This is a genomic window from Micromonospora sp. DT44, assembly GCF_049841635.1.
GTDB lineage: Bacteria > Actinomycetota > Actinomycetes > Mycobacteriales > Micromonosporaceae > Micromonospora.
Window position 1 is genome coordinate 94,890 of sequence record NZ_JBNCKS010000003.1, and the last position, 19,580, is coordinate 114,469.

A 19,580-nucleotide genomic window follows, 5' to 3' on the forward strand; every position below is an offset into this window, starting at 1 on the left:
CGTCGGCTCGATAACCGTAGCGCACCGACCCGGGGCACCGCAAAGCGACTCCGATACCGACGTCAGCCCAGCCAGTTCTCGATCGCCGCCACCGCCCGCCGACTGTCGGCGTCCACCTGCGCGCGCTCGGCGGCGGTGTACTCCCAGCCCTGCTCCCAGAGCACCGTCACCACGTCGTCGACCCGGACCGCCCGGACCAGCCGCACCTCGTACGCGCCCGGGTTACCCATGCCCGGCGGGTACGGCGCCCGCAGCTCGAACAGCACCGACTCGTCGCCGTACGCCCCCGGGTCCAGCAGTCGCTGCCGCCAGACCCGGGTGTCGTCGGGCATCTTCTGCTCGGGGCAGGCACGCACGGCCTGCCGCAGCTCCCGCAGCGCGTCGTCGGCGCGGCCGGGACGGTAGATGGTGATGCTGTGCCGGTAACTGCCGTCCGGCACATTCCCCGCCGGGGTCTCCGGCCGCTTGTAGGCGATCGACCGGGCGCGGCGCTGCACCACCGCCGACTCGCTGGCGTACCGGGCGCCGCACAGCGTCGGCAGGACCGGCCCCGCGGCGGTCGATTCCAGACCGGTCCGGTTGGCGACCGCCAGGACGAAGAAGGCCCGGTCCGGGATCGAGGTGGGCGGGTCGACGGTGGCCTGGCCGGTGGGCGCGACCGGCCGCGTACCCCCGGCGGTGGTGTGCGACGGCGTGGGGGACGACGATTGCGGCGTGGGCGGCGCGGACGCCGACGGGGTGGGCGTGGAACTGCCCGCGACCGACGGCGGGGCCGGTGTGTCAGCCGGTGGCGGCAGCGGCACGGACCCGTCCACGGGGAACGCCAGGCGTCCGCCGACGGCTACCCCACCGAGCAGCACCGCCACCGCCAGCGCGCTACCCGCCGCTCGGACGCGGGCCCGCCGGTCGGCGTGCCGCCGGACCTCCTCGGGATGTGCCACCGTCACGTCGTCCGCGGCGACGGTGAGCGATCGGTACAGGTCGGAGAGTTCAGCGGACATCGTTCGCCTCCAGTTCGTCGATGTGGACGTCGGGCAGCAGTACGGCCAGCCGGCACCGGCCGCGGAACAACCAGGACTTGACGGTGCCGACCGGCACGTCGGCCTCCCGGGCAATCTCCTCGACGGACATGTCGAAGAGGTAGTGCAGAGCCAGCGCCTGTCGCTGCGCGGCCGGCAGTTGACGGAGCGCGCTCACGAGCAGCACCCCGTCCTCACCCGGAGGGGGCGCGGTCGACGGCGGACCGCTGCGGCTCAGCAGGACCCGCCGACGGTGCAGGTGCCGCCAACGGTCGTTCGCCAACCGGGAGACCACCAGTCGCAGCCACGCCTCGGGCGCCGGATGCTCGGCGAGCCGCCCCCACTGCCGCCACGCCCGCGCGAACGCCTCCTGCACGACGTCCTGCGCCTCGGTGTGGTCACCGGTCACCGCGTAGCCGTACCGGATCATCCGCCGGACGGCGCCCCGGTAGAAATCGTCGAAGCTCTGTGCGTCCCTCACGACTGCCCCCTTGTCCGCGCCCCGATGCATCAAGGACGGCAGGGGGCCGGCCGGGGTTGCGGGTCGGCTGAACAGAGCGTGTCGGAGAGGCGACAGGCCGGCATGCCGTACGGATACGACGGAGCCCCCGACGTCCGGACCCGGGCGGGTCCGACGTCGAGGGCTCCGGTGTGGCTCCCGAGCGGCTGGTCAGCCGCCCGGCGTGGCACTCGGGGTGCCGGACGGCGGGGGCGCGCCGCCGCTCGCCTGCTGCGCCTGCTGGAACGCGGTCAACGCCTCGTCCAACGCCTTCAGCGCGCGGCCGTACCGCTCGAAGTCCCCGGAGGTCTGTGCGGCGCGGACCTCCGTGATGGCGGACTGCACCCGGTCCGCGGCGGCGGCCAGCTCGCCGGCCGGCGGGGTGGTGCTGCCGGGCGTCGGGGTCGCGCTCGGGGTCGCGCTCGGCGACGGGCTGGTCGGGTTGCCGCCCGTAGTGGGCGGCGGCGAGGTGCCCTGCCCGGCCTTCTTACCCTGATCGACCAACTGCTTGATGCCGTCGTTGATGTTGTCGGCGAGCGCCACGAACGAGCCGCCGTCGCCGTAGGAGAGCAGCACCTTCTGCAACAGCGGGTACGCGTCCTGCTGGTTGCTCTTCACGTAGACCGGCTCGACGTAGAGCATCCCGTCGGCGAAGGGCAGCGACAGCAGGTTGCCGTACTGCACCTGCGCCTGGTTGCTGGAGAGCAGGTTGAGCTGCTGACGGATGTTCGCATTGTTGGTCATCTGCTGGTGCACCTGCACCGGCCCGGAGATCCGGGTCTGGTCCGGCAGCTCCAACACCTCGAGCCGCGGCTTGCCGTCGACGTACGACCCGGAGATCAGCGCGGCCAGGTTCTGCCGGCCGTTCGGGGTGACCGCCGAGGTGAGCTGGAAGCGCGGGCTCTCCTGCCCCGGGAACTGGGTGAAGAGGTAGTACGGCGGCTGCTTCTGGCCGCTGTCCGGCGCGTCCGGCACGTTCGGCACCTGCCAGAAGTCCTGCGCCGAGTAGAAGTCACCCGGGTTGGTCACGTGGAACTTGGTGAGCAGGTTGCGCTGCACCTTGAACATGTCCGCCGGGTAGCGCAGGTGCTCGGTCAGCTCGGGCGGGATGTCCGCCTTCGGCTTGATCAGGTCACCGCCGAAAGCCTTGTTCCACGCCTTGAGCACCGGGTCGGTGTCGTCGTACTCGTAGAGCGTCACGGTGCCGTCGTACGCGTCGACGGTGGCCTTCACCGAGTTGCGCATGTAGTTGACGTTCTCCCGGGCCAACTGGAAGGTGCCCCGGTTGGTCAGCTCGTCGGTCGTCTCGACCTGGAGGTTGACGCGCTCGGCGTACGGGAAGGTCGCGGCCGTCGTGTAGCCGTCGACGATCCACTGCACGCGGCCGTCGACCACCGCCGGGTACGGGTCGCCGTCCAGGGTGAGGAACGGCGCGACCTTCTCCACCCGGTCCCGGGGGTTACGCACGTACAGCAGCTTGGAGTCCTTGTTGATCGCCTCGGTGAGCAGGAAGTTCGACTCCTGCTCCTTGATGGCGTACAGCAGGCGCCGGCTGAAGGAACCGATCTTGACGCCGCCCTCACCGGTGTAGGTGTAGGACTCGCCGCCACCCTCACCGACCGGCCTGTCGAACTCGGCCTTCTTGTTCGGGTCGGACTGCCCGACGATCGCGTAGTCGTCGGCCGCCATCCGCTCGCCGTAGTAGATGCGCGGCTGCTTGGCGGGAATCTGCTCGGTCTGCGAGGAGCACGCCTCCTGGGTCCGCTCGCCGAGGAAGCCGGAGACGAAGAAGGGCTGCCCGCCGCACACCACCTGGTTCGCCGGGGCGGCCACCAGGCCGTACCCGTGGGTGTAGACGGTGTGCCGGTTGATCCAGGTGTTCTGCTGGTCGGTCAGCTCACCGTAGTTGATCTCCCGGACGCCGACGACGTAGTCGGAGGTCTTGCCGTTCACCCCGTACCGGTCGATGTCCAGCTTGGGGCCGAAGTCGTAGAAGCCCCGCACCTGCTGGAGCTGGGTGTACGTCTCGCTGACCAACTGCGGGTCGAGCAGCCGGACGTTCGACACGACGGACGTGTCGGTGGCCAGGTTCGCCGGTGGCGTGAGGTTGTTCGCCGCGTACGGAGTGGTCTCCGTCCCGCCCAACCCGAACGCCGCGCGTGTCGCGTCGATGCTGCGCTGGATGTACGGCGCTTCCTTGTCCTTGGCGCTCGGCTTCACCTCGAAGGTCTGCACCGCCCACGGGTAGATGCCGCCGATCGCCACCGCGGAGACGCCCAGCAGGGCGAGCGAGATGCCCGGCCACACCAGGTTCCGCATCCAGGCGTTGGAGAACACGATGATCGCGATGGCCACCACGACCGAGATGTACGCCAGGATCTCCTTCGCCGGCAGCAGCGCGTTGACGTCCGCGTAGCCGGCGCCGTAGAGCTTGGCGCCCTCGTTGTACTCCAGCAGCATCGCCCGGCGGTCCAGCACGTACGCCAGGGCCTTGAGCAGGACGAACACCGCGACGAGGCTGCTCAGGTGGGCGCGCGCCGCGTTGCTCATCCGGTCACCGACGCCCTGTAGGCGAACCCCGCCGAAGAGGTAGTGCACCGCCAGCGCGCCGATCAGCGCCAGCACCACGGCGGTGAAGCCGACACCGAGCAGGTAGCGCCAGAACGGAAGCTGGAAGACGTAGAAGCCGATGTCGACCCCGAACTCCGGGTCCTTGATCCCGAAGTCACCACCGTTGCGGAACAGCAGCCACTGGTTCCACCGGCTCTGCGCGGACAGGCCGGCGAAGAGGCCGATCACGGCGGCGGTCAGCGCGATCCACGTGCCGAGGCGCGGGCTCAGCGCCATCCGGTAGCGCTCCAGCGTGGCCTGCTCCACCGAGTGCGGTCGCAGCCGCGGCCGCAGCCGGTACGCCAGCCACAGGTTGCCGCCGACGACCACCGCCATGCCGAGGCCGATGGCGAGGAAGAGCAGCAGTCGGGTGACGAGCACACCCGTGAAGACCTCGGTGTAGCGCACCTCGTCGAACCAGAGCCAGTCGGTCCACGCCTGGACACCCCAGCCGAGCAGGGTGAAGAGCACGAACACCCCGACCAGGACGGCGATGGTGACCCGGCCGCGCCGGCTCATCCTCGGCAGAGGGCTGCTGCTACGCATTACCACTGTTGGCTCCGCACGCTCGATGTGATCGGCTCCGATCAGGCACCCAGAGTACGGGGTGTTCCTGAGCGTGTCGGGGCACGGTCACACGGGTCAGCAGCGGGTCGGCTGACCACCCGCGCGCAGCGTGTCCAACGCGGTCAGCGCCTCGTCCAGCGAGCCCACCTTCAGCAACGGCAGGTCGGGCTGTGGGTTACGGACCGCCTCGGCGCAGTTGTCCGCCGGCACCAGGAAGACCTTGGCCCCGGCTCGCTTCGCGCCGACCAGCTTCTGGGCGATTCCGCCGATCGGGCCGACGGTGCCCTCGTCGTCGATGGTGCCGGTGCCCGCGATGACCTTTCCACCGGTGAGGTCGGCCGGGGTCAGCTTGTCCACGATGCCCAGCGCGAACATCAGGCCGGCGCTCGGCCCACCGATGTCCTCCAGGTCGATGCCGAGCGTGAACGGGTGCGGCTGCTGCTGGTCGATCTCGACCCCGATCCGCGGCCGGCCGTCCTGCTCCCGACTGGTCACCGTCGCGGTGGCCGGCGTGCCGTCGCGCGTGTAACCGATGGTCAGCGCCGTACCCGCCGGCTTGGCCCGGATCAGCTCGGTGACCTTGGCGGCCACCGGCACCGGCTTACCGTCGACCGAGGTGACCACGTCGCCGACCTTGAGCGCCCCGGCGGACGGGCCGTCCGCCGCGACCGTCTTGATCACCACCTGCACCGGGAAGCCCAGTTCCCGCAGCGCGGCGGTCTCGGCGCTGGTCTGCGACACCTTGAAGTCCTCGGCGTTGCGCTGCTCGACCTGCTCGGTCGACTCCCCCGGCGGGTAGACCAGCTCGCGCGGCACCACCGCCTCGTCGTCGGAGAACCAGCCGGCGATCGCCGAGCGGAGCCGGACCGTCGGCTGCACCCCCACCGTCGTCAGCCGCAGCTGGCCCGCCGACGTGGAGGTCTCCCGGCCGGTGACCTGGATGACCTCCTTACCGTCGGTCGTGCCGAGGGTGTTGACGGTCGGGCCCGGGCCGAGCACCACGTACGGAATCGGCACCCGGAGCACCCCGATGCTCAGCAGGGCGGTGAACAGGGCACCGAGCAGGACCGTCAGGCCACGACGTCTCATGCGCCAGAGCGTACCGATCGCCACCGTCCGGTCCGACGGATGCGTCACACGACTTCGCCCTCAGCGCAACGCCAGCGGCGACTACCTGGGGCGCGGCCCGCGTACCGTAGAGGTTGTGCCTGATATTCCGTTCGGTTTCGCGCTCCCGGGTGGGCAACCACCAGACCCCAACGATCCCGCGCAGATGCAGCAGTTCATGTCGCAGTTGCAGCACCTGCTCTCGGCGCCGGGCAGCGGGCCGGTCAACTGGGACCTGGCCCGGCAGGTAGCGGCCAGCCAGCTCGCCGCCGTCGGCGATCCGGCCGTGTCGCCGTACGAGCGCAACGCCGTCGAGGAGGCGTTGCGCCTGGCCGACCTGTGGTTGGAGCCGGCCACGTCGTGGCCGTCCGGTATCCAGTCCCCGGTCGCCTGGAACCGCAACGAGTGGATCTTCAAGACCCTCGACGTGTGGCGCAAGCTCTGCGACCCGGTGGCCAGCCGGATGGTCGGCGCGATGGGTGACCTGGTGCCGCCGGAGGCGCGCGCCCAGCTCGGCCCGATGCAGTCGATGGTGGCCACCCTCGGTGGCGCGCTCTTCGGCGGCCAACTCGGGCAGGCCCTCGGCTCGCTCGCCGCGGAGGTGCTCTCCGCCGGCGACATCGGGCTGCCGCTCGGCCCGGCCGGCACGGCCGCGCTCATCCCGGCCAACATCCGCGCGTACGGCGAGGGCCTCGAACTTCCCGAGGACGAGGTACGCCTCTACGTGGCGCTGCGCGAGGCCGCCCACCAACGGCTGTTCCAGCACGTTCCGTGGCTGCGCGGGCACGTGCTCAGCGCCGTGGAGATGTACGCCTCGGGCATCCGGGTCAACCGGGAGGCGATCGAGGAGGCGATGGGCCGGGTCGACCCGACCGATCCGGAGTCGATGCAGGCGATCGCCCTGGAAGGCATCTTCACCCCCGAGGACAGCCCGGCCCAGAAGGCCTCACTGGCCCGCCTGGAGACCGCGTTGGCCCTGGTGGAGGGCTGGGTGTGCCACGTGGTGGACAGCGCCGCCAGTGACCGCCTGCCCAACGTCGTACGGCTGGGCGAGGCGTTCCGCCGCCGCCGGGCCGCCGGCGGCCCCGCCGAGCAGACCTTCGCGGCGCTCGTCGGCCTGGAGCTGCGCCCGCGCCGGCTGCGCGAGGCGGCGGCCCTGTGGGCGGCGCTCACCCAGCACCGCGGCATCGAGGGCCGGGACGCCGTCTGGGGTCACCCGGACCTGCTCCCGTCGGACGACGACTTCGCCGACCCGGTGGCGTTCGCGATGAACGACATGGACCTGAGCGAGCTGGACAGCTTCGACTTCAGCGCCCCGGGCGGCGCGCACGAGAAGGCGCCGGGCGAGAAGGCGCCGGGCGAGTCCGACGACGAGGGCAACAACGACGGCGAGACCGACGACAGCGGCACGGACGGCGACACCAAGAACTGACGCGGCCAGGCCCGGACGCCCGCGCGAGCGGGCGTCCGCCGCCCTGATCCACTCGACTTCCTGGAAAGCGGGTTGTCCGCGCGGCTCGGACGCCGCGGTTCCCGGGAAGTCGAGTGGATCACGGTCACGACGCCCCCGACGGGCGGCGGGCCGGGCACGCCAACGGCGCGCCGGTCAGGCACGGCGGGCCAGGCACGCCAACGGCGCGCCGGTCAGGCAGGGCGGGCCGGGCACGCCGACGGCGTGCTGGTCAGGCAGGGCGGCCTGAGCCCGACAGCAGCGAACGGGTGGCCTCCCAGCCTTCGAAGGCCGGGTCCAGCGCGGCGAGGTCGGCCGGGCCACGCTGGCGTCGCCAGCCGGCCGTGACGGCGACGTCCCCTGGCTGGGGGGCGCCGACCCGGGCGTCGGCGGGCACTGCGGTGTCAAAGTCGAGCGGGGGCAACCACTGAGGCACGGGCAGCCGTACGGCCACTCCGAGCAGACCCGGGCCGCCGCCCTCGGCCGGGGCGACGGCGACCGACCGGGTGGTGAGCGGACGCAACAGCTTGCCGACGGTCAGCGCGGGCAGGTCGGGCACGTCACCCGCGAGGACTGCCGCCTGGTCGTAGCCGTCCAGCGTGGCGAACACCGCGTTCGGCGTCGGCTCCGGCACCTCGTGGACGGCGGTGCCGGGCCAGACCAGCGCGTCCGCCAGCGGACGGTCTGCCGGGGTCACGGCGACGGCCACGTCCACCTCGTTGAGGGTCGCGACCAGATCGATGACATCCTCGGCGAGCGCCGCGCGCCACTCCGCCAGGTCGATTCCCGGCGGCGACCACCGCACCGGTCCGAACATGACCACCACCACCCGCCGCGCCATGACCCGACCCTAACGCCCCGACCCACCGCCTCACCCACCCCACCGAGCCCGACGCCCCGACCCCACCTCGCCGAGCCCACCACGCCGAGCCCAACGCCCCTGACCCACCGCACCGCGCCAGCCCGGACGGGCCCAGTCGACCGGCGGGCCTGATGATCGACTCCACATCGGCGAAGTCGGGGCATCCCGACGCCAGGACCCCCCCGACATCAGCGACCTGGAGTCGATCAAGGCCGGGCCGGGCCGGGCCGGACAGGCCCGGGCAGGCAGGCCCGGGCAGGCCCGGGCAGGCAGGCCGGGCAGGCCCGGGCAGGCAGGCCGGGCAGGCCCGGGCAGGCAGGCCGGGCAAGGCCAGGCAGGCCGGGCAAGGTCACCGGCCGGGTTGGGCAAGGTCACCGGCTGGGTTGGGCAAGGTCACCGGCTGGGTTGGGCTGGACCAGGGGCGGGGTCAGGTGGGGACGGGGGCGCAGGATGCGGCGGCGACGCCCTCCAGGTAGCCGCGCGCACGCTCCGACTTGGGGTACCGGCCGACGAGCCCCCAGAAACGAGCGTTGTGGCTGGGCACGATGAGGTGGGTCAACTCGTGCAGCAGCACATAGTCGATCACCCAGTCGGGCATGTCCTGGACGCGATGTGAGATGCGAATGCTGCGGTCGGCGGGGGTGCACGAGCCCCAGCGGCCGTTCTGGTTGGTGACCCATCGGACGCTGGCCGGCACGGCCTTCTCGCCGTAACCGCCCAGGTAGAGGTCGATCAGCCGGCTGGCCCGGGCGACGAGTTCGTCGTCGGAGCGGGCCAGTCGACCCTCGCGGGCGGCGAGCCGCGCCAACATGCGGTCGACCCACTCGCTCTCCTCGGCCCGGGAGAACTGGTCCGGGATGAGGACGACCACCCGTTCACCGTCACGGTACGCAGACACCGTGCGTCGCCGACGCTGGCTGCGCCGTACCTCGACGACCGGCTTACGCGTCCCCGCCATCACTGGGCCGCGCAGCCTCGGCTACGTGTCACGAGGGAAAGCTAATGCGTACTGACCAGGGGTCCGCAAGAGTTAACCGCGCGACACGCGCCCAGAAAATGGTGATTGGTCGCCCGGCGTCCCGAAAATTTCTTGACCGGACCACCACCGAAGTGCCATCACGCCGTCTCGTCACCCACCGTGTACGCCGACGGCGGCACCGCGCGGTCCGCCCCTCCACCGTAGGTGATCACCGCGCTCGACGCTGCCGCGGGGGCACCCGCAGGGGTGGCTGTGAGGGTTTGGTCGGCGTGTCCCCGCCAAACTGACTTATCCGACCTAATTCGCCATGCACACTCTCGACGTCGACTTGCTCACAGTGACGATGCACAGCTGACATGGAACTGCCCAGACCTGGGTAGGGTCCGCGAACCAGCGGTCACGAAGGTGGCCGTGGAGTAAGCCCCAGCGCCGGCGCCCCGTGAGGTCCGCCGCCGGGCATTCCGCCGGAACCGTATTGACCGGCGGACGAGACGAGGAGGGCACCGTGGCCGACCAGGCCCAGACCTACAACGGTTACTGCGTGAAGTGCAAGGAGAAGCGGGACTTCGAGGGGCACGTGGAGGTCTCGAAGACCGGCATGAACATGGCCAAGGGCAAGTGTCCGGTATGCGGCACAACAGTGAACCGGATTCTCGGCAAGGCGAAGGTCTGACCCGTACGGATCTGCGGGGGCGGGACGGCCACACGGCCGTCCCGCCCCTGTTGCCGTTTTGGACGTAGGTGACTCTGTCGGGTGGCCGACAGCACGCGCAGTGGCCTGTGGATAACCCCGCAGATCCTGTGGACAAGGCTGGATACGGCCCCGGCCGCCTGTGGACAACGATCGACCCAGCGCACGGATGCGGTCACGATTCGTCACCATGAGTCGTACGCCACTGCCTCGTCCCACCCTGCTGCCCGGCCTCAGCCGGCTCTGGCGGGATCGGCACACCCTGCAGATCGGCCTCGGCCCCGGGCCTGCCGTACTGGTGGAGCTGACCAATCCGCGCACCGCTCACCTGCTCGATCTGCTGGACGGCACCCGCAGCGAGCGGGACGTACTGACCGAGGCCGGCGCCGCCCAGGTCGCCGCCGACGACGCTCGTACGCTGCTGGACGCCCTGCGGGCCGCAGGCCTGCTGGTGCCGGCGCACACCCTGCTCCCCCGCGACCTGGCCGGGCCGGTCCGGGCCCGGCTCGCCGCCGAGGCCGGAGCGTTGGCGCTGGCGGCAGCCCGGTTGCCCGGCACCCCGGCACAGGTCCTGCGCCGCCGGCGGGCGGCCCGGGTGCTGCTCACCGGCGGCGGGGCCCTCGGCGGACCGCTGGCGCTGGCGCTGGCCCAGGCCGGCGTCGGCCAGGTGATCCCGCACCTCAGCGGCCCGGTACGACCGATCGACCTGATCGGGACAGGCATTCCCGCCACCGAGTTGGGCCGGCCACTGGCCCCGGCGATCCGGGCTGCGGTCGACCGCGTCGCGCCGGGCACCGGCACCCACCCGGTCCGGGCCGCCCGGGTGGATCTGGTGATCCAGTTCGGCGCGGACCGTCCGCCCGCGCTGCTCGCCGCCGGTCTCGCCCAGCGCCGCCAACCGCACCTCATGGTGACCGTCCGCGAGGGTGTACCGGTGATCGGGCCGCTGGTCCGCCCGCCCGCCGGGCCGTGTCTGCGCTGCGTCGAGCTGCACCGGGCCGACCGCGACCCGGCCTGGCCGGGGCTCGCCGCTCAACTGGCGGCGGCGCGGCCGGTGACCGCCGGCGCGACCGGCACACTGTTCGCAGCGATCGGATACGCGGTGGCGGAGGCCCTGGCGCACCTCGACGGAGGCCAGCCCGAGACGCTGGGGGGCGCTGTGGAGATCTCCGGCGCGGGCCGGTTCCGGCGTCGGGGCTGGCCGCCGCACCCGGCGTGCGAGTGTTCGCGGAGCCGGGCGTACGCACCAGCCCGGCCGCACGGCAGCAGCGGGGCCCTCCGGTCGGTAACAATGGCGAAGTGACCGATATCCCGCGCCGGGCCGTTTCCCGGACCGCCAAGCTCGCCGCTCTGCCGCTCGGCTTCGCCGGGCGGACCGTCCTCGGCATGGGTAAGCGCGTCACCGGGCTCGCCTCCGACGTCATCTCGGCAGAGATCCAGCAGCGCACCGCCGAGCAGTTGTTCAGCGTGTTGGGGCAGCTCAAGGGCGGGGCGATGAAGTTCGGCCAGGCGTTGTCGGTCTTCGAGGCGGCCCTTCCGGAGGAGATCGCCGCGCCCTACCGGCAGGCGCTGACCAAGCTTCAGGAGGCTGCGCCGCCGCTGCCCGCCGCGAGCGTGCACAAGGTGCTGGCCGAGCAGCTCGGCCCGGATTGGCGCGACCGGTTCGTCGAGTTCAACGACACCCCGGCCGCCGCGGCGAGCATCGGGCAGGTGCACCGGGCACGGTGGCGGGAGCCGGGGTACGGCCCGTCCGGCGAGCCGAACAGCCGCGACGTGGCGGTCAAGATCCAGTACCCGGGGGCCGGTGACGCGCTCCTCGCCGACCTCAAGCAGCTCTCCCGCCTCGGCGGAATGTTCCGGGCCATCCAACCGGGCCTCGACGTCAAGCCGCTCCTCGTCGAGCTACGCGAGCGGATCACCGAGGAGTTGGACTACGAGCTGGAGGCCGAGTCGCAGCGCGCCTTCGCCGCCGCGTACGCCGACGACGACGAGATCTACATCCCGGGCGTCGTCTCCGCGTCGCCCCGGGTGCTGGTCACCGAGTGGGTGACGGGCACACCGCTCGCCGACATCATCCGGGAGGGCAGCGAGGAGCAGCGGGACGAGGCCGGCCGGCTGATGGCCACGCTGCACCTGTCCGCACCCCAGCGGGCGGGTCTGCTGCACGCCGACCCGCACCCCGGCAACTTCCGGCTCCTGCCCGACGGCCGGCTCGGGGTGATCGACTTCGGCGCGGTGGCCCGAATGCCGGAGGGCACGCCGGAGCCGATCGGTCTGATCGCCGGGCGGGCGTTGCGCGGGGACGCGGACGGCGTGGTGGCGGGGCTGCGGGACGAGGGGTTCATCGGGGCCACCGACGAGATCGACGCCGAGGGGGTCCTCGACTTCCTCCGCCCGATGCTGGAGCCCATCGCCGCCGACGGGTTCCGATTCACCCGGGCCTGGCTACGCGCCGAGGCGGCCCGGCTGGCCAGCCCTCGATCCCCCACGTACCAGTTGAGCCGGAAGCTCAACCTGCCACCGTCGTACCTGCTCATCCACCGGGTGACGCTCGGGTCGATCGGGGTGCTCTGCCAGTTGGAGGCCAAGGCCCCGTACCGGAGCATCCTGGAACGCTGGCTGCCCGGCTTCGCGCCGGTCGCCTGAGGACGTGAGGAAGGGCGGGTGCCGGTCGGCACCCGCCCTTCTGCGTGGGGTGGTACTAGAGGACGCCCAGGTCGCGCGCCGACTGGCGACGGCTGTTCATGGCGACGGTACGGGCGGATCGGGTTGCCTCAGTGCTCGTGGTGGTACGACCGGCCTGAGGCCGGCGCATTCGAGCCCTGGTCAGCGCTTCGTGGAGTAGTTGCATCTCGTAGGCGCTACTCGGAATGTTCAACATCGTCTTCTCACTCACTGCCGGTGCGACACCGGCGTCGTTGGAACGGATCGGGAACATGTCAGGCTGCCAGCCGGACCGCGCCTCGCACCTCGGACAGCCCACTGGCCGCCAGGCGCGCCTCGGCCTCGACACGGAGTGCGGCGTCACGAGCGACGTCCTCCTTGCGCGGACGGCCACGGGGCCGCTTGCGCGGGACGACCGCGCCACGCTCGAAGATCTCGCCGCCCCAGACGCCCCACGGCTCCGCTCGCTCCACCGCCCCGGCCAGGCACTCGACGCGCAGCGGGCAGTCCCCGCAGAGCGACTTGGCCAGCTCGAGCTCGGCAGGCGAGTCGGAGAACCACAGGTCGGGGTCGAACTTCCGGCAGGGCAGGTTCGCCTCCAACTCGACGCTCACGTCGATGGGGGCCAACGCCAGACTCATCTCCCGGTCACCTCTCTCTCACTTCGATCTCGTGGATCGCATTCCGACGTACTTACGGCGGGGCAAAAAACTGAGGCCGCGGATCCCGGTAATCGGGTTCCGCGGCCTCGAGGTGAGCCGGTGTCTGAGATTCAGACCGGTCTACCTCGAGGTGGAACGCCGCGGACATCCGTACGCTTCTTGGCGCCATCGATGCCCATGCCCGTGAAGCCACTGGTCCCCTGAACTCCGGCATTCGGCGCAACGGTCAGGATCAGCTCGGTCTGAACCTGGTGCACCTGCGGAGCCCACGGTCGGGTGGCCACGAGAGCCACCCGGACAGCCGACTGCGGAGCGCAGACAGACGGCATCGCCGCCAGACGCTCATAGGTGAAGATCTTCACGGGTGCCACCTCCCTCACGTTCCTCGGATCGACTGGACCAACCCCCGTGAGCAGCCGGAATGGCGCCGCTCGCGTGGTGTGTCCTGAGGTTATTCCTCGCCTGGGCACGAGGGCAAACGAATTTACGACGAGATTTCGAAAGTTTTCTCCGGGCAGACGTCGTCCACCCCCGCGCCCCCCACGAGCGCCAGCACCGACTCGCCGTAGAGGCCGAGTTTGCGGGGGCCGATGCCGGCGATCGCGATCAACTCCTCCGGCCGGCCGGGCCGCCGCTCCGCCAGCGCGGTCAACGTGGCGTCGGTGAACACCACGTACGCCGGGACCTTCTGCGCGCCGGCCACCCGCTGCCGCCACTCGCGCAGGCGTTCGTGCAGCTCGTCGTCGATGTCGGACGGGCAGGTGGGGCAGCGGCCGAGTTTGCGGTCCGGGCCGGCGAGCAGGGTGGCGCCGCAGATCCGGCAGGACACGATCTGCGTCCGACGCCGCTCGGGTCGCCGGGCCCCGCCCGTGGAGGCGCCGGCCCGCTCGGTGCCTCCGGAGCGGTCCAACTGGGGCAGGAACCGCGAGGGCCGCCGGGCCCGTCCGCCCGGCGACCGTGCGGCGGCGTACGACAGCCAGAGCCACTGCCGCGCCCGGGTGATCCCGACGTACAGCAGGCGGCGTTCCTCCTCCACCTGCTCGACGGTCTTGGCGTACGTGGTGGGCAGGGTGCCCTCGGCGAGGCCGACCAGGAAGACGGCGTCCCACTCCAACCCCTTGGCCGAGTGCAGGGACGCAAGGGTGACCCCGTCCACCGTCGGCACGTGCTGCTGGGCGGCCCGACGGGCCAGTTCCTCGGTGAAGTCGGTGAGGGTGACGGGACGCTCCACCGACGCGGCCTCGCCGATCGGCACCAGTTCGGGGGTAGCCGCGTACTCCTCGGCGAGCTGGACCAGCGCGGCCAGCGCCTCCCAACGTTCCCGGGCGGCGCCGCCGGCCGGGGGTGTGTCCGGCGCCCAGCCCACGGCGGTAAGGGCCTCGACGACGGCGGTCGGCAGCGGGGTCTCCCCCGGGATGGACCGGGTGGCCGAGCGCAGGGCGACCATGGCCTGGCGAACCTCGGTGCGCTCGAAGAAGCGCTCGGCACCCTGGACGACGTACGGCACGGCGGCCTCGGTCAGCGCCTTCTCGTACGCCTCGGACTGCGCGTTGGTCCGGAACAGGACGGCGATCTCCTTCGCCGGAGTGCCGGCGTCGATCAGCGACCGGCAGCGCGCGGCCACCGCGTTGGCCTCGGCGGGCTCGTCGGTGAAGATCCGCAGGTCGGGTTCCGGGCCCGGAGGGCGCTGTCCGCTCAACTCCAGTCGCAGCCGCGCCTCGGTGCCGCGCGCCTGGGAGATCACGGCGTTGGCGAGCCCGACGACCTGCGGGGTGGAGCGGTAGTCCCGGACCAGCCGGACCACCGTGGCGTTGCGGTGCCGGCGGGGAAAATCGACCAGGTACGCCGAGGTCGCCCCGGTGAACGAGTAGATCGTCTGGCTGGCGTCGCCGACCACGGTCAGGTCGTTGCGGCCGGCCAACCAGGCGTCCAACAACCGCTGCTGAAGTGGGTTGACGTCCTGGTACTCGTCGACCACGAAGTGCCGGTACTGGCTGCGGATCTGCTCGCCGACGTCCGGATGCTCCTCGATGCCCCACACCGCGGCCCGCAGCATGTCCTCGAAGTCGATCACGCCGTTGGAACGCTTGAGCTGCTCGTACGCGGTGAACACCTCGGCGACCTTCGCCGGCTCGTGCGGCGTGTCCCGCGGCGCGCGGGCCGCGGCCACGACGTAGTCCCCCGGCTCGACCAACGACGACTTGGCCCACTCGATCTCACCGGCCAGGTCCCGCGCGGCGGCCCGGTCGGCACGCATACCGACCCGCGCGGCGGCGAGGGTGACCAGCCGCACCTTGCTGTCCAGCAGCTCGGGCATGGCGCGACCGGCCAGCAGGCGGGGCGCGAAGTAGCGCACCTGGCGCAGCGCCGCAGCATGGAATGTGCGTGCCTGCACGCCCTGCGCCCCGAGCAGCGTGAGACGGTGGCGCATCTCGGCGGCGGCGCGGGCGGTGAACGTGACGGCGAGCACGTGCCGGGGAGAGATCTCACCGGAGAGCGCGCGGTGGGCGATCCGGGAGGTGATCGCACGGGTCTTGCCGGTGCCGGCCCCGGCCAGGATGCACACCGGGCCCGCCGGCGCGGTCACCGCGGAGCGCTGCTCCGGGTCCAGCCCGGCGAGTACGCCTTCCGACGCTGAGTGAACCCCCACAATCAGGAATCATCTCAGCTCCCCCGGGTGTTGTAGCGGACAGCCTCGGCTTGATCGGCAAGCCGGCGGCCAGAGCGGTTGGAGGATGCGATCATGCTGACGATGTATTCCACTCCCTGGTGCGGCTACTGCCACCGGCTGAAGTCGCAGCTCGACCGGGAAGGCATCGGGTATGAGGTGGTCGACATCGAGCAGGACCCGAAGGCCGCGGACTTCGTGATGAGCGTCAACGGCGGTAACCAGACGGTGCCGACGCTGCGTTTCGATGACGGCAGCGCCCTGACCAATCCGTCGATCGTGCAGGTCAAGCAGCACCTGGCGACGCTGAATGCCTGACTGGCAGGCGTAACGACCCTCGACGAACGGCCACCCCCGCGGGTGGCCGTTCGTCGTGTCCGGCCTCCCGTCAACGCCGGAACGGCCGCCGGGTGACCACGGTCACCGAGCTGTCGATACCAGCGTCGAGTGGGCGGCGTGGCCCCGGAAGGGCCGGCGGTGTGGTCTTCGCGCCGCCGGACGGCGCGCTGAGGTGTCGGCCCCGCCACAGGTAGACGCCGGCGGCCAGCGTCGCCACCCCGACCAGCACGAACAGGGCACGGTAGTCCAGGACGCCGACCAACAGGGCGCCCGCGCCGATGGAGAGCGCCTGCGGCCCGCTGATCAGCGCCTGGGTGGCCGCCGCCACCCGTCCGACCAGAGCGGGCGGCGTGCGCCGCTGGATGAGCGTGTGCAGACCCACCATCGTCAGCGGCAGCGAGACGCCGGCCAGCAGCACCGCCCCGAACCCGAGCGGCAGGTCGGGGTACGCGAGCGCGAGCGCCGCCGGAGCGAAGAACGCCACCCCGGCGGCCAGGGTGCCGACCTCGCCGAGTCGCCGGACCAGGACCGGTGAGCAGATCCCGCCGCACAGTCCGCCGACGCCCTGCACCATCACCAGCACGCCCACGAACGCGGCGTCGCGGTCCAGCCCCTGGTCGACGTACGCGAAGATCAGCGACTCGCTAAAGCCCATCACCAGCGACCCGAGCCCGTAGCCGACGAGGGCCCGGCGCAGCGCCGGCTCACCGGTCAGGTGTCGCAGGCCGGCACTCAGCTCGGCGGGCCACCGCAGCCGTACGGTGGGCGGCGGCTGTGCCGGGCTCGGTACGGCGGTCACCACCACGGCGGCGGTCACGAAGCCGAGCATGCCGACGCCGGCCAGCGCCCACCCGCCGAGCGCCGCGTAGAGCGCCGCGCCGACCAGGGGGCCGACCAACCGCAACCCCTGGCGTACGGTCTGCAGCACGCCGTTGGCCTCGGCCAGCAGATCCACGGGCACCAGTTGCCGGATCAGCCCGCTGAGCGCCGCGCCGAGCGTGATGGAGGACAGGCCGTACAGGGCGGCGACCAGGTAGACGCGCCACACGTCGCCCGCGTCGCGGACGCTGAACAGCGGTACGAGCAGCACCGCGGTGACCACGTTCGCGGCCACGAAGAAGGGTCGGCGCGGGTACCTGTCGACGAACCACCCGACCAGCGGTGCCATCGTCATCGGGGCGACAACGGCGAAGATGATGCCGCCGGCCAGCCCGTCGGAGCCCGTCAGGTCCTTGACCCAGATGGCGAGCGCGAGTAGCAGGATCGACTCGGCGGTCATGCTGGCCAGTAGGCCGCCGAACAGGAGACGGAAGTCGGGTCGGCGCAGGACGGTGCGCATGGGTCCCTCCGGCAGGGTGGCGTGCCCGGCTGGGCGCGGTCGACGAGGCTGGGACCGCGGGTCCGTCATCGTCCGGCGTACCCGTGGTCCATTTTTGGCAAGACACGCCCCCGCCGGAACCTCCGACACCGGTCGCGCCGTCCATACTGACCGTGGGGGGCGAATTTCATACAGTTACCGTCGCGTCTGCGGCGGACGACGGGAAAGAGGACACTGTGCCTCCTGCCGCACCCAGCCCAATCATGCGCCGCCGGCGGTTGGGCATCGAACTGCGCAGTCTGCGCGAGATCGCAGGCCTCACCGGCGACCAGGTCATCGAGCGGATCGGCTGGGCGTCCGCGTCCAAACTGTCCCGCCTTGAGAACGGCCGCAGTAGACCGGACCCGCAGGACGTCAGCGTCCTGCTGGACCTTTACGGCGCCGACGCCGCCGCGCGCGAGGAGTTGCTCGGGATCGCCGGTGAGGCCGGCGACATGCGCGGCTGGTTGAAGAACTTCCCGGTGATGACGCAGCAGCAGCGGAGCTGGGCCGAGTTGGAGGCCGGCTGCGCGGAGATCTCCGAGTACAACCCGGTGCTGGTGCCGGGCCTGCTGCAGACCGCCGGATACGCGCGGGTCCGACTCCAGTCGGCCCGTCGGGTGAGCGAGCGGGCCGGCGAGCCGGAGCCGGCCGACGAGCTGGAGACCGAGGTCAAAGCGCGGCTGGCCCGTCAGACGCTGCTGACGCGCGAGCCGCACGCGCCGACCTACACGGCCGTGCTGGAGGAGGCCACCCTCGGCCGTCGGTCCGGGCCGCCCGAGGTACTCCACGAGCAGTTGCACCAACTCTGCGAACTTGCTCTGCTACCGAACGTGACGTTGCACGTGCTTCCGCGGGACATTCAGGTGGGCGATTGGTACCTTCCGCCGACCGCCTTCTCCCTCTATCGGTTCGCCGATCCGCTCGATCCGGAGACGTTGGCCATCGAAGGGGGGTTCGTCGACGTCATGTCGACCGAGTCAATCACGCTAAATCGCTATAAAGTAGTGTTCGAGTGGCTATGCACGGCGGCACTAGACGCTTCGGACACCCTCTCCTGGCTGATCGAGGCGACGGGACGGCCGACCGGGGCGGCACCCGCATCCACAGTGGCGTTCGGGCCGGCAACGGCGCCGACCCAACGTCGCCGTGATTCGGGACGACTGACGGATCGGTGATCCACGGGGGACCCTCCGTCGGGGCGTGCGGCACCACTCGTCCCATCGGATCGGTTCACATCAGGAGCAGAACCATGAACGACATCCACCACACGCCGTCCGTCTCCGCCAGCTCCCTGGCGGACGCCCCGTGGCGTACCAGCACACGTAGCCAGACCTCCAACTGCGTGGAGGTCGCGCCGCTGGGCACCGGCCCGTCGGCGGTCGCGCTGCGCGACAGCAAGGACCGGGGCGGCCCGGTGCTGCTGTTCAACCGGGCCGGTTGGCTCGGCTTCATCGCTGGGGCGAAGACGGGCCAGTTCGATCTGAACTGATCCTCCAATGTGGGGCGGGGCCGTCGGCACAGTGCCGGCGGCCCCGTCGTCGTATCCGCCGGCGGCCCCGCTGACCAGGCATCCGCCGATCGGACGAGGCTCGAAACCAATAGGCGCGTTTCACTTGCTGGGATGAACACGGCGCGTAACATGACCCACGAGAACGTGGAACTTCCACACACCGGCTCATCCGTCGCGGTTCATCCGGAGACCCTCATGCGGTTCCTGATCGTTCGCACCGACATCCGCACCGTCGCCGACGGTGACATCGCCGCCGCCTGGGCGGACGGCCACCGCCTCCGCGACGAGACCACCACGCCTGAGCCGCGCCGGCAGACCGTGCACGCCGAGGACCGGGACGCCGCGCTGGTGCTGGCCCGGGCCCTGTCCACCGTCGGCGCGGTGCGGGCCGGCAAGCAACGGGTCAAGGTCCTTCCGCTCAACGAGCCGCAGCCCGCCTTCCGGCGCAGACCCGGCCGCACCGGCACCTGACCCACCAGACGTCCGCCGTGGTCGGCTCGGCTCCCCCGCCGCGTCATTCGCTCCCACCGACCACGGCGGCCCGTGTTCCCGGCCCGTGACCGTCGCGGCAACGGCGGCCACGGGCCGGGACC

General features: G+C 71.5%; 18 protein-coding genes. 8 read left to right on the forward strand and 10 right to left on the reverse strand.

Features of this window, described 5'->3' with window-relative positions:
- Positions 1–62 precede the first annotated feature (62 nt).
- The 4 genes from ACLQ25_RS02980 to ACLQ25_RS02995 all read right to left on the reverse strand — a co-directional run bounded on the left by ACLQ25_RS02980 (position 63) and on the right by ACLQ25_RS02995 (position 5,784).
- Positions 63–1,001 carry a hypothetical protein gene (locus ACLQ25_RS02980; RefSeq protein WP_425728805.1) on the reverse strand — a complete coding sequence of 313 codons (939 nt, stop codon included), beginning with the start codon at positions 999–1,001 and terminating at the stop codon, positions 63–65.
- Complete coding sequence (locus ACLQ25_RS02985) at positions 991–1,500, reverse strand: SigE family RNA polymerase sigma factor (RefSeq protein ID WP_425728807.1); 510 nt, start codon at positions 1,498–1,500, stop codon at positions 991–993. Before ACLQ25_RS02985 ends, ACLQ25_RS02980 begins: the two co-directional genes overlap by 11 nt.
- Before the next feature lie 189 nt (positions 1,501–1,689).
- On the reverse strand, positions 1,690–4,674 hold the full coding sequence (locus tag ACLQ25_RS02990; RefSeq protein ID WP_425728959.1) for a UPF0182 family protein: 2,985 nt from the start codon (positions 4,672–4,674) through the stop codon (positions 1,690–1,692).
- A 96-nt stretch (positions 4,675–4,770) separates the two neighbouring features.
- On the reverse strand, positions 4,771–5,784 hold the full coding sequence (locus ACLQ25_RS02995) for a YlbL family protein (protein WP_425728809.1): 1,014 nt from the start codon (positions 5,782–5,784) through the stop codon (positions 4,771–4,773).
- Positions 5,785–5,899: 115 nt separating this feature from the next.
- On the opposite strand from ACLQ25_RS02995, the gene ACLQ25_RS03000 reads away from it, so the two are divergent.
- Positions 5,900–7,234, forward strand: a complete 1,335-nt coding sequence (locus ACLQ25_RS03000; RefSeq protein ID WP_425728811.1) for a zinc-dependent metalloprotease — start codon at positions 5,900–5,902, stop codon at positions 7,232–7,234.
- Between the two features lie 250 nt (positions 7,235–7,484).
- Here ACLQ25_RS03000 and ACLQ25_RS03005 read toward each other — a convergent pair whose 3' ends face one another.
- Positions 7,485–8,093 carry a hypothetical protein gene (locus ACLQ25_RS03005; protein ID WP_425728813.1) on the reverse strand — a complete coding sequence of 203 codons (609 nt, stop codon included), beginning with the start codon at positions 8,091–8,093 and terminating at the stop codon, positions 7,485–7,487.
- A gap of 448 nt (positions 8,094–8,541) precedes the next feature.
- Positions 8,542–9,072, reverse strand: coding sequence for a M48 family metallopeptidase (locus ACLQ25_RS03010; RefSeq protein ID WP_425728815.1), 531 nt, complete (start codon positions 9,070–9,072; stop codon positions 8,542–8,544).
- A gap of 526 nt (positions 9,073–9,598) precedes the next feature.
- On the opposite strand from ACLQ25_RS03010, the gene ACLQ25_RS03015 reads away from it, so the two are divergent.
- The 3 genes from ACLQ25_RS03015 (at position 9,599) to ACLQ25_RS03025 (ending at position 12,430) form a co-directional block, all read left to right on the forward strand.
- The gene (locus tag ACLQ25_RS03015; RefSeq protein ID WP_007464795.1) at positions 9,599–9,766 is read left to right on the forward strand and encodes a DUF5679 domain-containing protein; all 168 of its coding nucleotides are present in this window, start codon (positions 9,599–9,601) and stop codon (positions 9,764–9,766) included.
- 208 nt (positions 9,767–9,974) lie between these two features.
- A complete protein-coding gene (locus ACLQ25_RS03020; RefSeq protein ID WP_425728817.1) occupies positions 9,975–11,087 on the forward strand; it encodes a hypothetical protein in 1,113 nt (370 codons plus the stop codon).
- Entirely contained in the window at positions 11,084–12,430 is a 1,347-nt protein-coding gene (locus tag ACLQ25_RS03025; protein ID WP_425728818.1) for an ABC1 kinase family protein, read from the forward strand. The genes ACLQ25_RS03020 and ACLQ25_RS03025 overlap by 4 nt, the downstream gene beginning before the upstream one ends.
- Positions 12,431–12,723: 293 nt before the next feature.
- On the opposite strand, the gene ACLQ25_RS03030 is transcribed toward ACLQ25_RS03025, so the two are convergent.
- The 3 genes from ACLQ25_RS03030 to ACLQ25_RS03040 all read right to left on the reverse strand — a co-directional run bounded on the left by ACLQ25_RS03030 (position 12,724) and on the right by ACLQ25_RS03040 (position 15,760).
- Positions 12,724–13,089 (reverse strand): WhiB family transcriptional regulator, encoded by a 366-nt coding sequence (locus ACLQ25_RS03030; protein ID WP_355050569.1) that lies wholly within the window; start codon positions 13,087–13,089, stop codon positions 12,724–12,726.
- A gap of 131 nt (positions 13,090–13,220) precedes the next feature.
- Positions 13,221–13,472, reverse strand: a complete 252-nt coding sequence (locus tag ACLQ25_RS03035) for a hypothetical protein (RefSeq protein ID WP_425728820.1) — start codon at positions 13,470–13,472, stop codon at positions 13,221–13,223.
- A 122-nt stretch (positions 13,473–13,594) separates the two neighbouring features.
- Positions 13,595–15,760, reverse strand: coding sequence for an ATP-dependent DNA helicase UvrD2 (locus tag ACLQ25_RS03040; RefSeq protein ID WP_425728821.1), 2,166 nt, complete (start codon positions 15,758–15,760; stop codon positions 13,595–13,597).
- Positions 15,761–15,853: 93 nt separating this feature from the next.
- Here ACLQ25_RS03040 and ACLQ25_RS03045 point away from each other — a divergent pair, with 93 nt between their 5' ends.
- Positions 15,854–16,096: a mycoredoxin gene (locus ACLQ25_RS03045; protein ID WP_425728822.1), complete on the forward strand. Its 243-nt coding sequence runs from the start codon at positions 15,854–15,856 to the stop codon at positions 16,094–16,096.
- Positions 16,097–16,166: 70 nt separating this feature from the next.
- Here ACLQ25_RS03045 and ACLQ25_RS03050 read toward each other — a convergent pair whose 3' ends face one another.
- On the reverse strand, positions 16,167–17,456 hold the full coding sequence (locus tag ACLQ25_RS03050) for an MFS transporter (RefSeq protein WP_425728823.1): 1,290 nt from the start codon (positions 17,454–17,456) through the stop codon (positions 16,167–16,169).
- 215 nt (positions 17,457–17,671) lie between these two features.
- On the opposite strand from ACLQ25_RS03050, the gene ACLQ25_RS03055 reads away from it, so the two are divergent.
- The 3 genes from ACLQ25_RS03055 to ACLQ25_RS03065 all read left to right on the forward strand — a co-directional run bounded on the left by ACLQ25_RS03055 (position 17,672) and on the right by ACLQ25_RS03065 (position 19,458).
- Positions 17,672–18,652, forward strand: a complete 981-nt coding sequence (locus tag ACLQ25_RS03055; RefSeq protein WP_425728824.1) for a helix-turn-helix domain-containing protein — start codon at positions 17,672–17,674, stop codon at positions 18,650–18,652.
- Positions 18,653–18,726: 74 nt separating this feature from the next.
- Positions 18,727–18,966 carry a DUF397 domain-containing protein gene (locus tag ACLQ25_RS03060; protein WP_357125981.1) on the forward strand — a complete coding sequence of 80 codons (240 nt, stop codon included), beginning with the start codon at positions 18,727–18,729 and terminating at the stop codon, positions 18,964–18,966.
- Between the two features lie 216 nt (positions 18,967–19,182).
- Positions 19,183–19,458, forward strand: coding sequence for a hypothetical protein (locus tag ACLQ25_RS03065; RefSeq protein ID WP_355050778.1), 276 nt, complete (start codon positions 19,183–19,185; stop codon positions 19,456–19,458).
- Positions 19,459–19,580: the final 122 nt, after the last annotated feature.

What these genes read in the sequence shown, in the direction of transcription:
- ACLQ25_RS03050 (WP_425728823.1), bottom strand. Translation starts at nt 17,456, where the DNA reads ATGCGCACCGTCCTGCGCCGACCCGACTTCCGTCTCCTGTTCGGCGGC.
- ACLQ25_RS03065 (WP_355050778.1), top strand. Translation starts at nt 19,183, where the DNA reads ATGCGGTTCCTGATCGTTCGCACCGACATCCGCACCGTCGCCGACGGT.
- ACLQ25_RS03020 (WP_425728817.1), top strand. Translation starts at nt 9,975, where the DNA reads ATGAGTCGTACGCCACTGCCTCGTCCCACCCTGCTGCCCGGCCTCAGC.
- ACLQ25_RS03005 (WP_425728813.1), bottom strand. Translation starts at nt 8,093, where the DNA reads ATGGCGCGGCGGGTGGTGGTGGTCATGTTCGGACCGGTGCGGTGGTCG.
- ACLQ25_RS03045 (WP_425728822.1), top strand. Translation starts at nt 15,854, where the DNA reads ATGCTGACGATGTATTCCACTCCCTGGTGCGGCTACTGCCACCGGCTG.
- ACLQ25_RS02995 (WP_425728809.1), bottom strand. Translation starts at nt 5,784, where the DNA reads ATGAGACGTCGTGGCCTGACGGTCCTGCTCGGTGCCCTGTTCACCGCC.
- ACLQ25_RS02980 (WP_425728805.1), bottom strand. Translation starts at nt 1,001, where the DNA reads ATGTCCGCTGAACTCTCCGACCTGTACCGATCGCTCACCGTCGCCGCG.
- ACLQ25_RS03010 (WP_425728815.1), bottom strand. Translation starts at nt 9,072, where the DNA reads ATGGCGGGGACGCGTAAGCCGGTCGTCGAGGTACGGCGCAGCCAGCGT.
- ACLQ25_RS03060 (WP_357125981.1), top strand. Translation starts at nt 18,727, where the DNA reads ATGAACGACATCCACCACACGCCGTCCGTCTCCGCCAGCTCCCTGGCG.
- ACLQ25_RS02990 (WP_425728959.1), bottom strand. Translation starts at nt 4,674, where the DNA reads ATGCGTAGCAGCAGCCCTCTGCCGAGGATGAGCCGGCGCGGCCGGGTC.
- ACLQ25_RS03030 (WP_355050569.1), bottom strand. Translation starts at nt 13,089, where the DNA reads ATGAGTCTGGCGTTGGCCCCCATCGACGTGAGCGTCGAGTTGGAGGCG.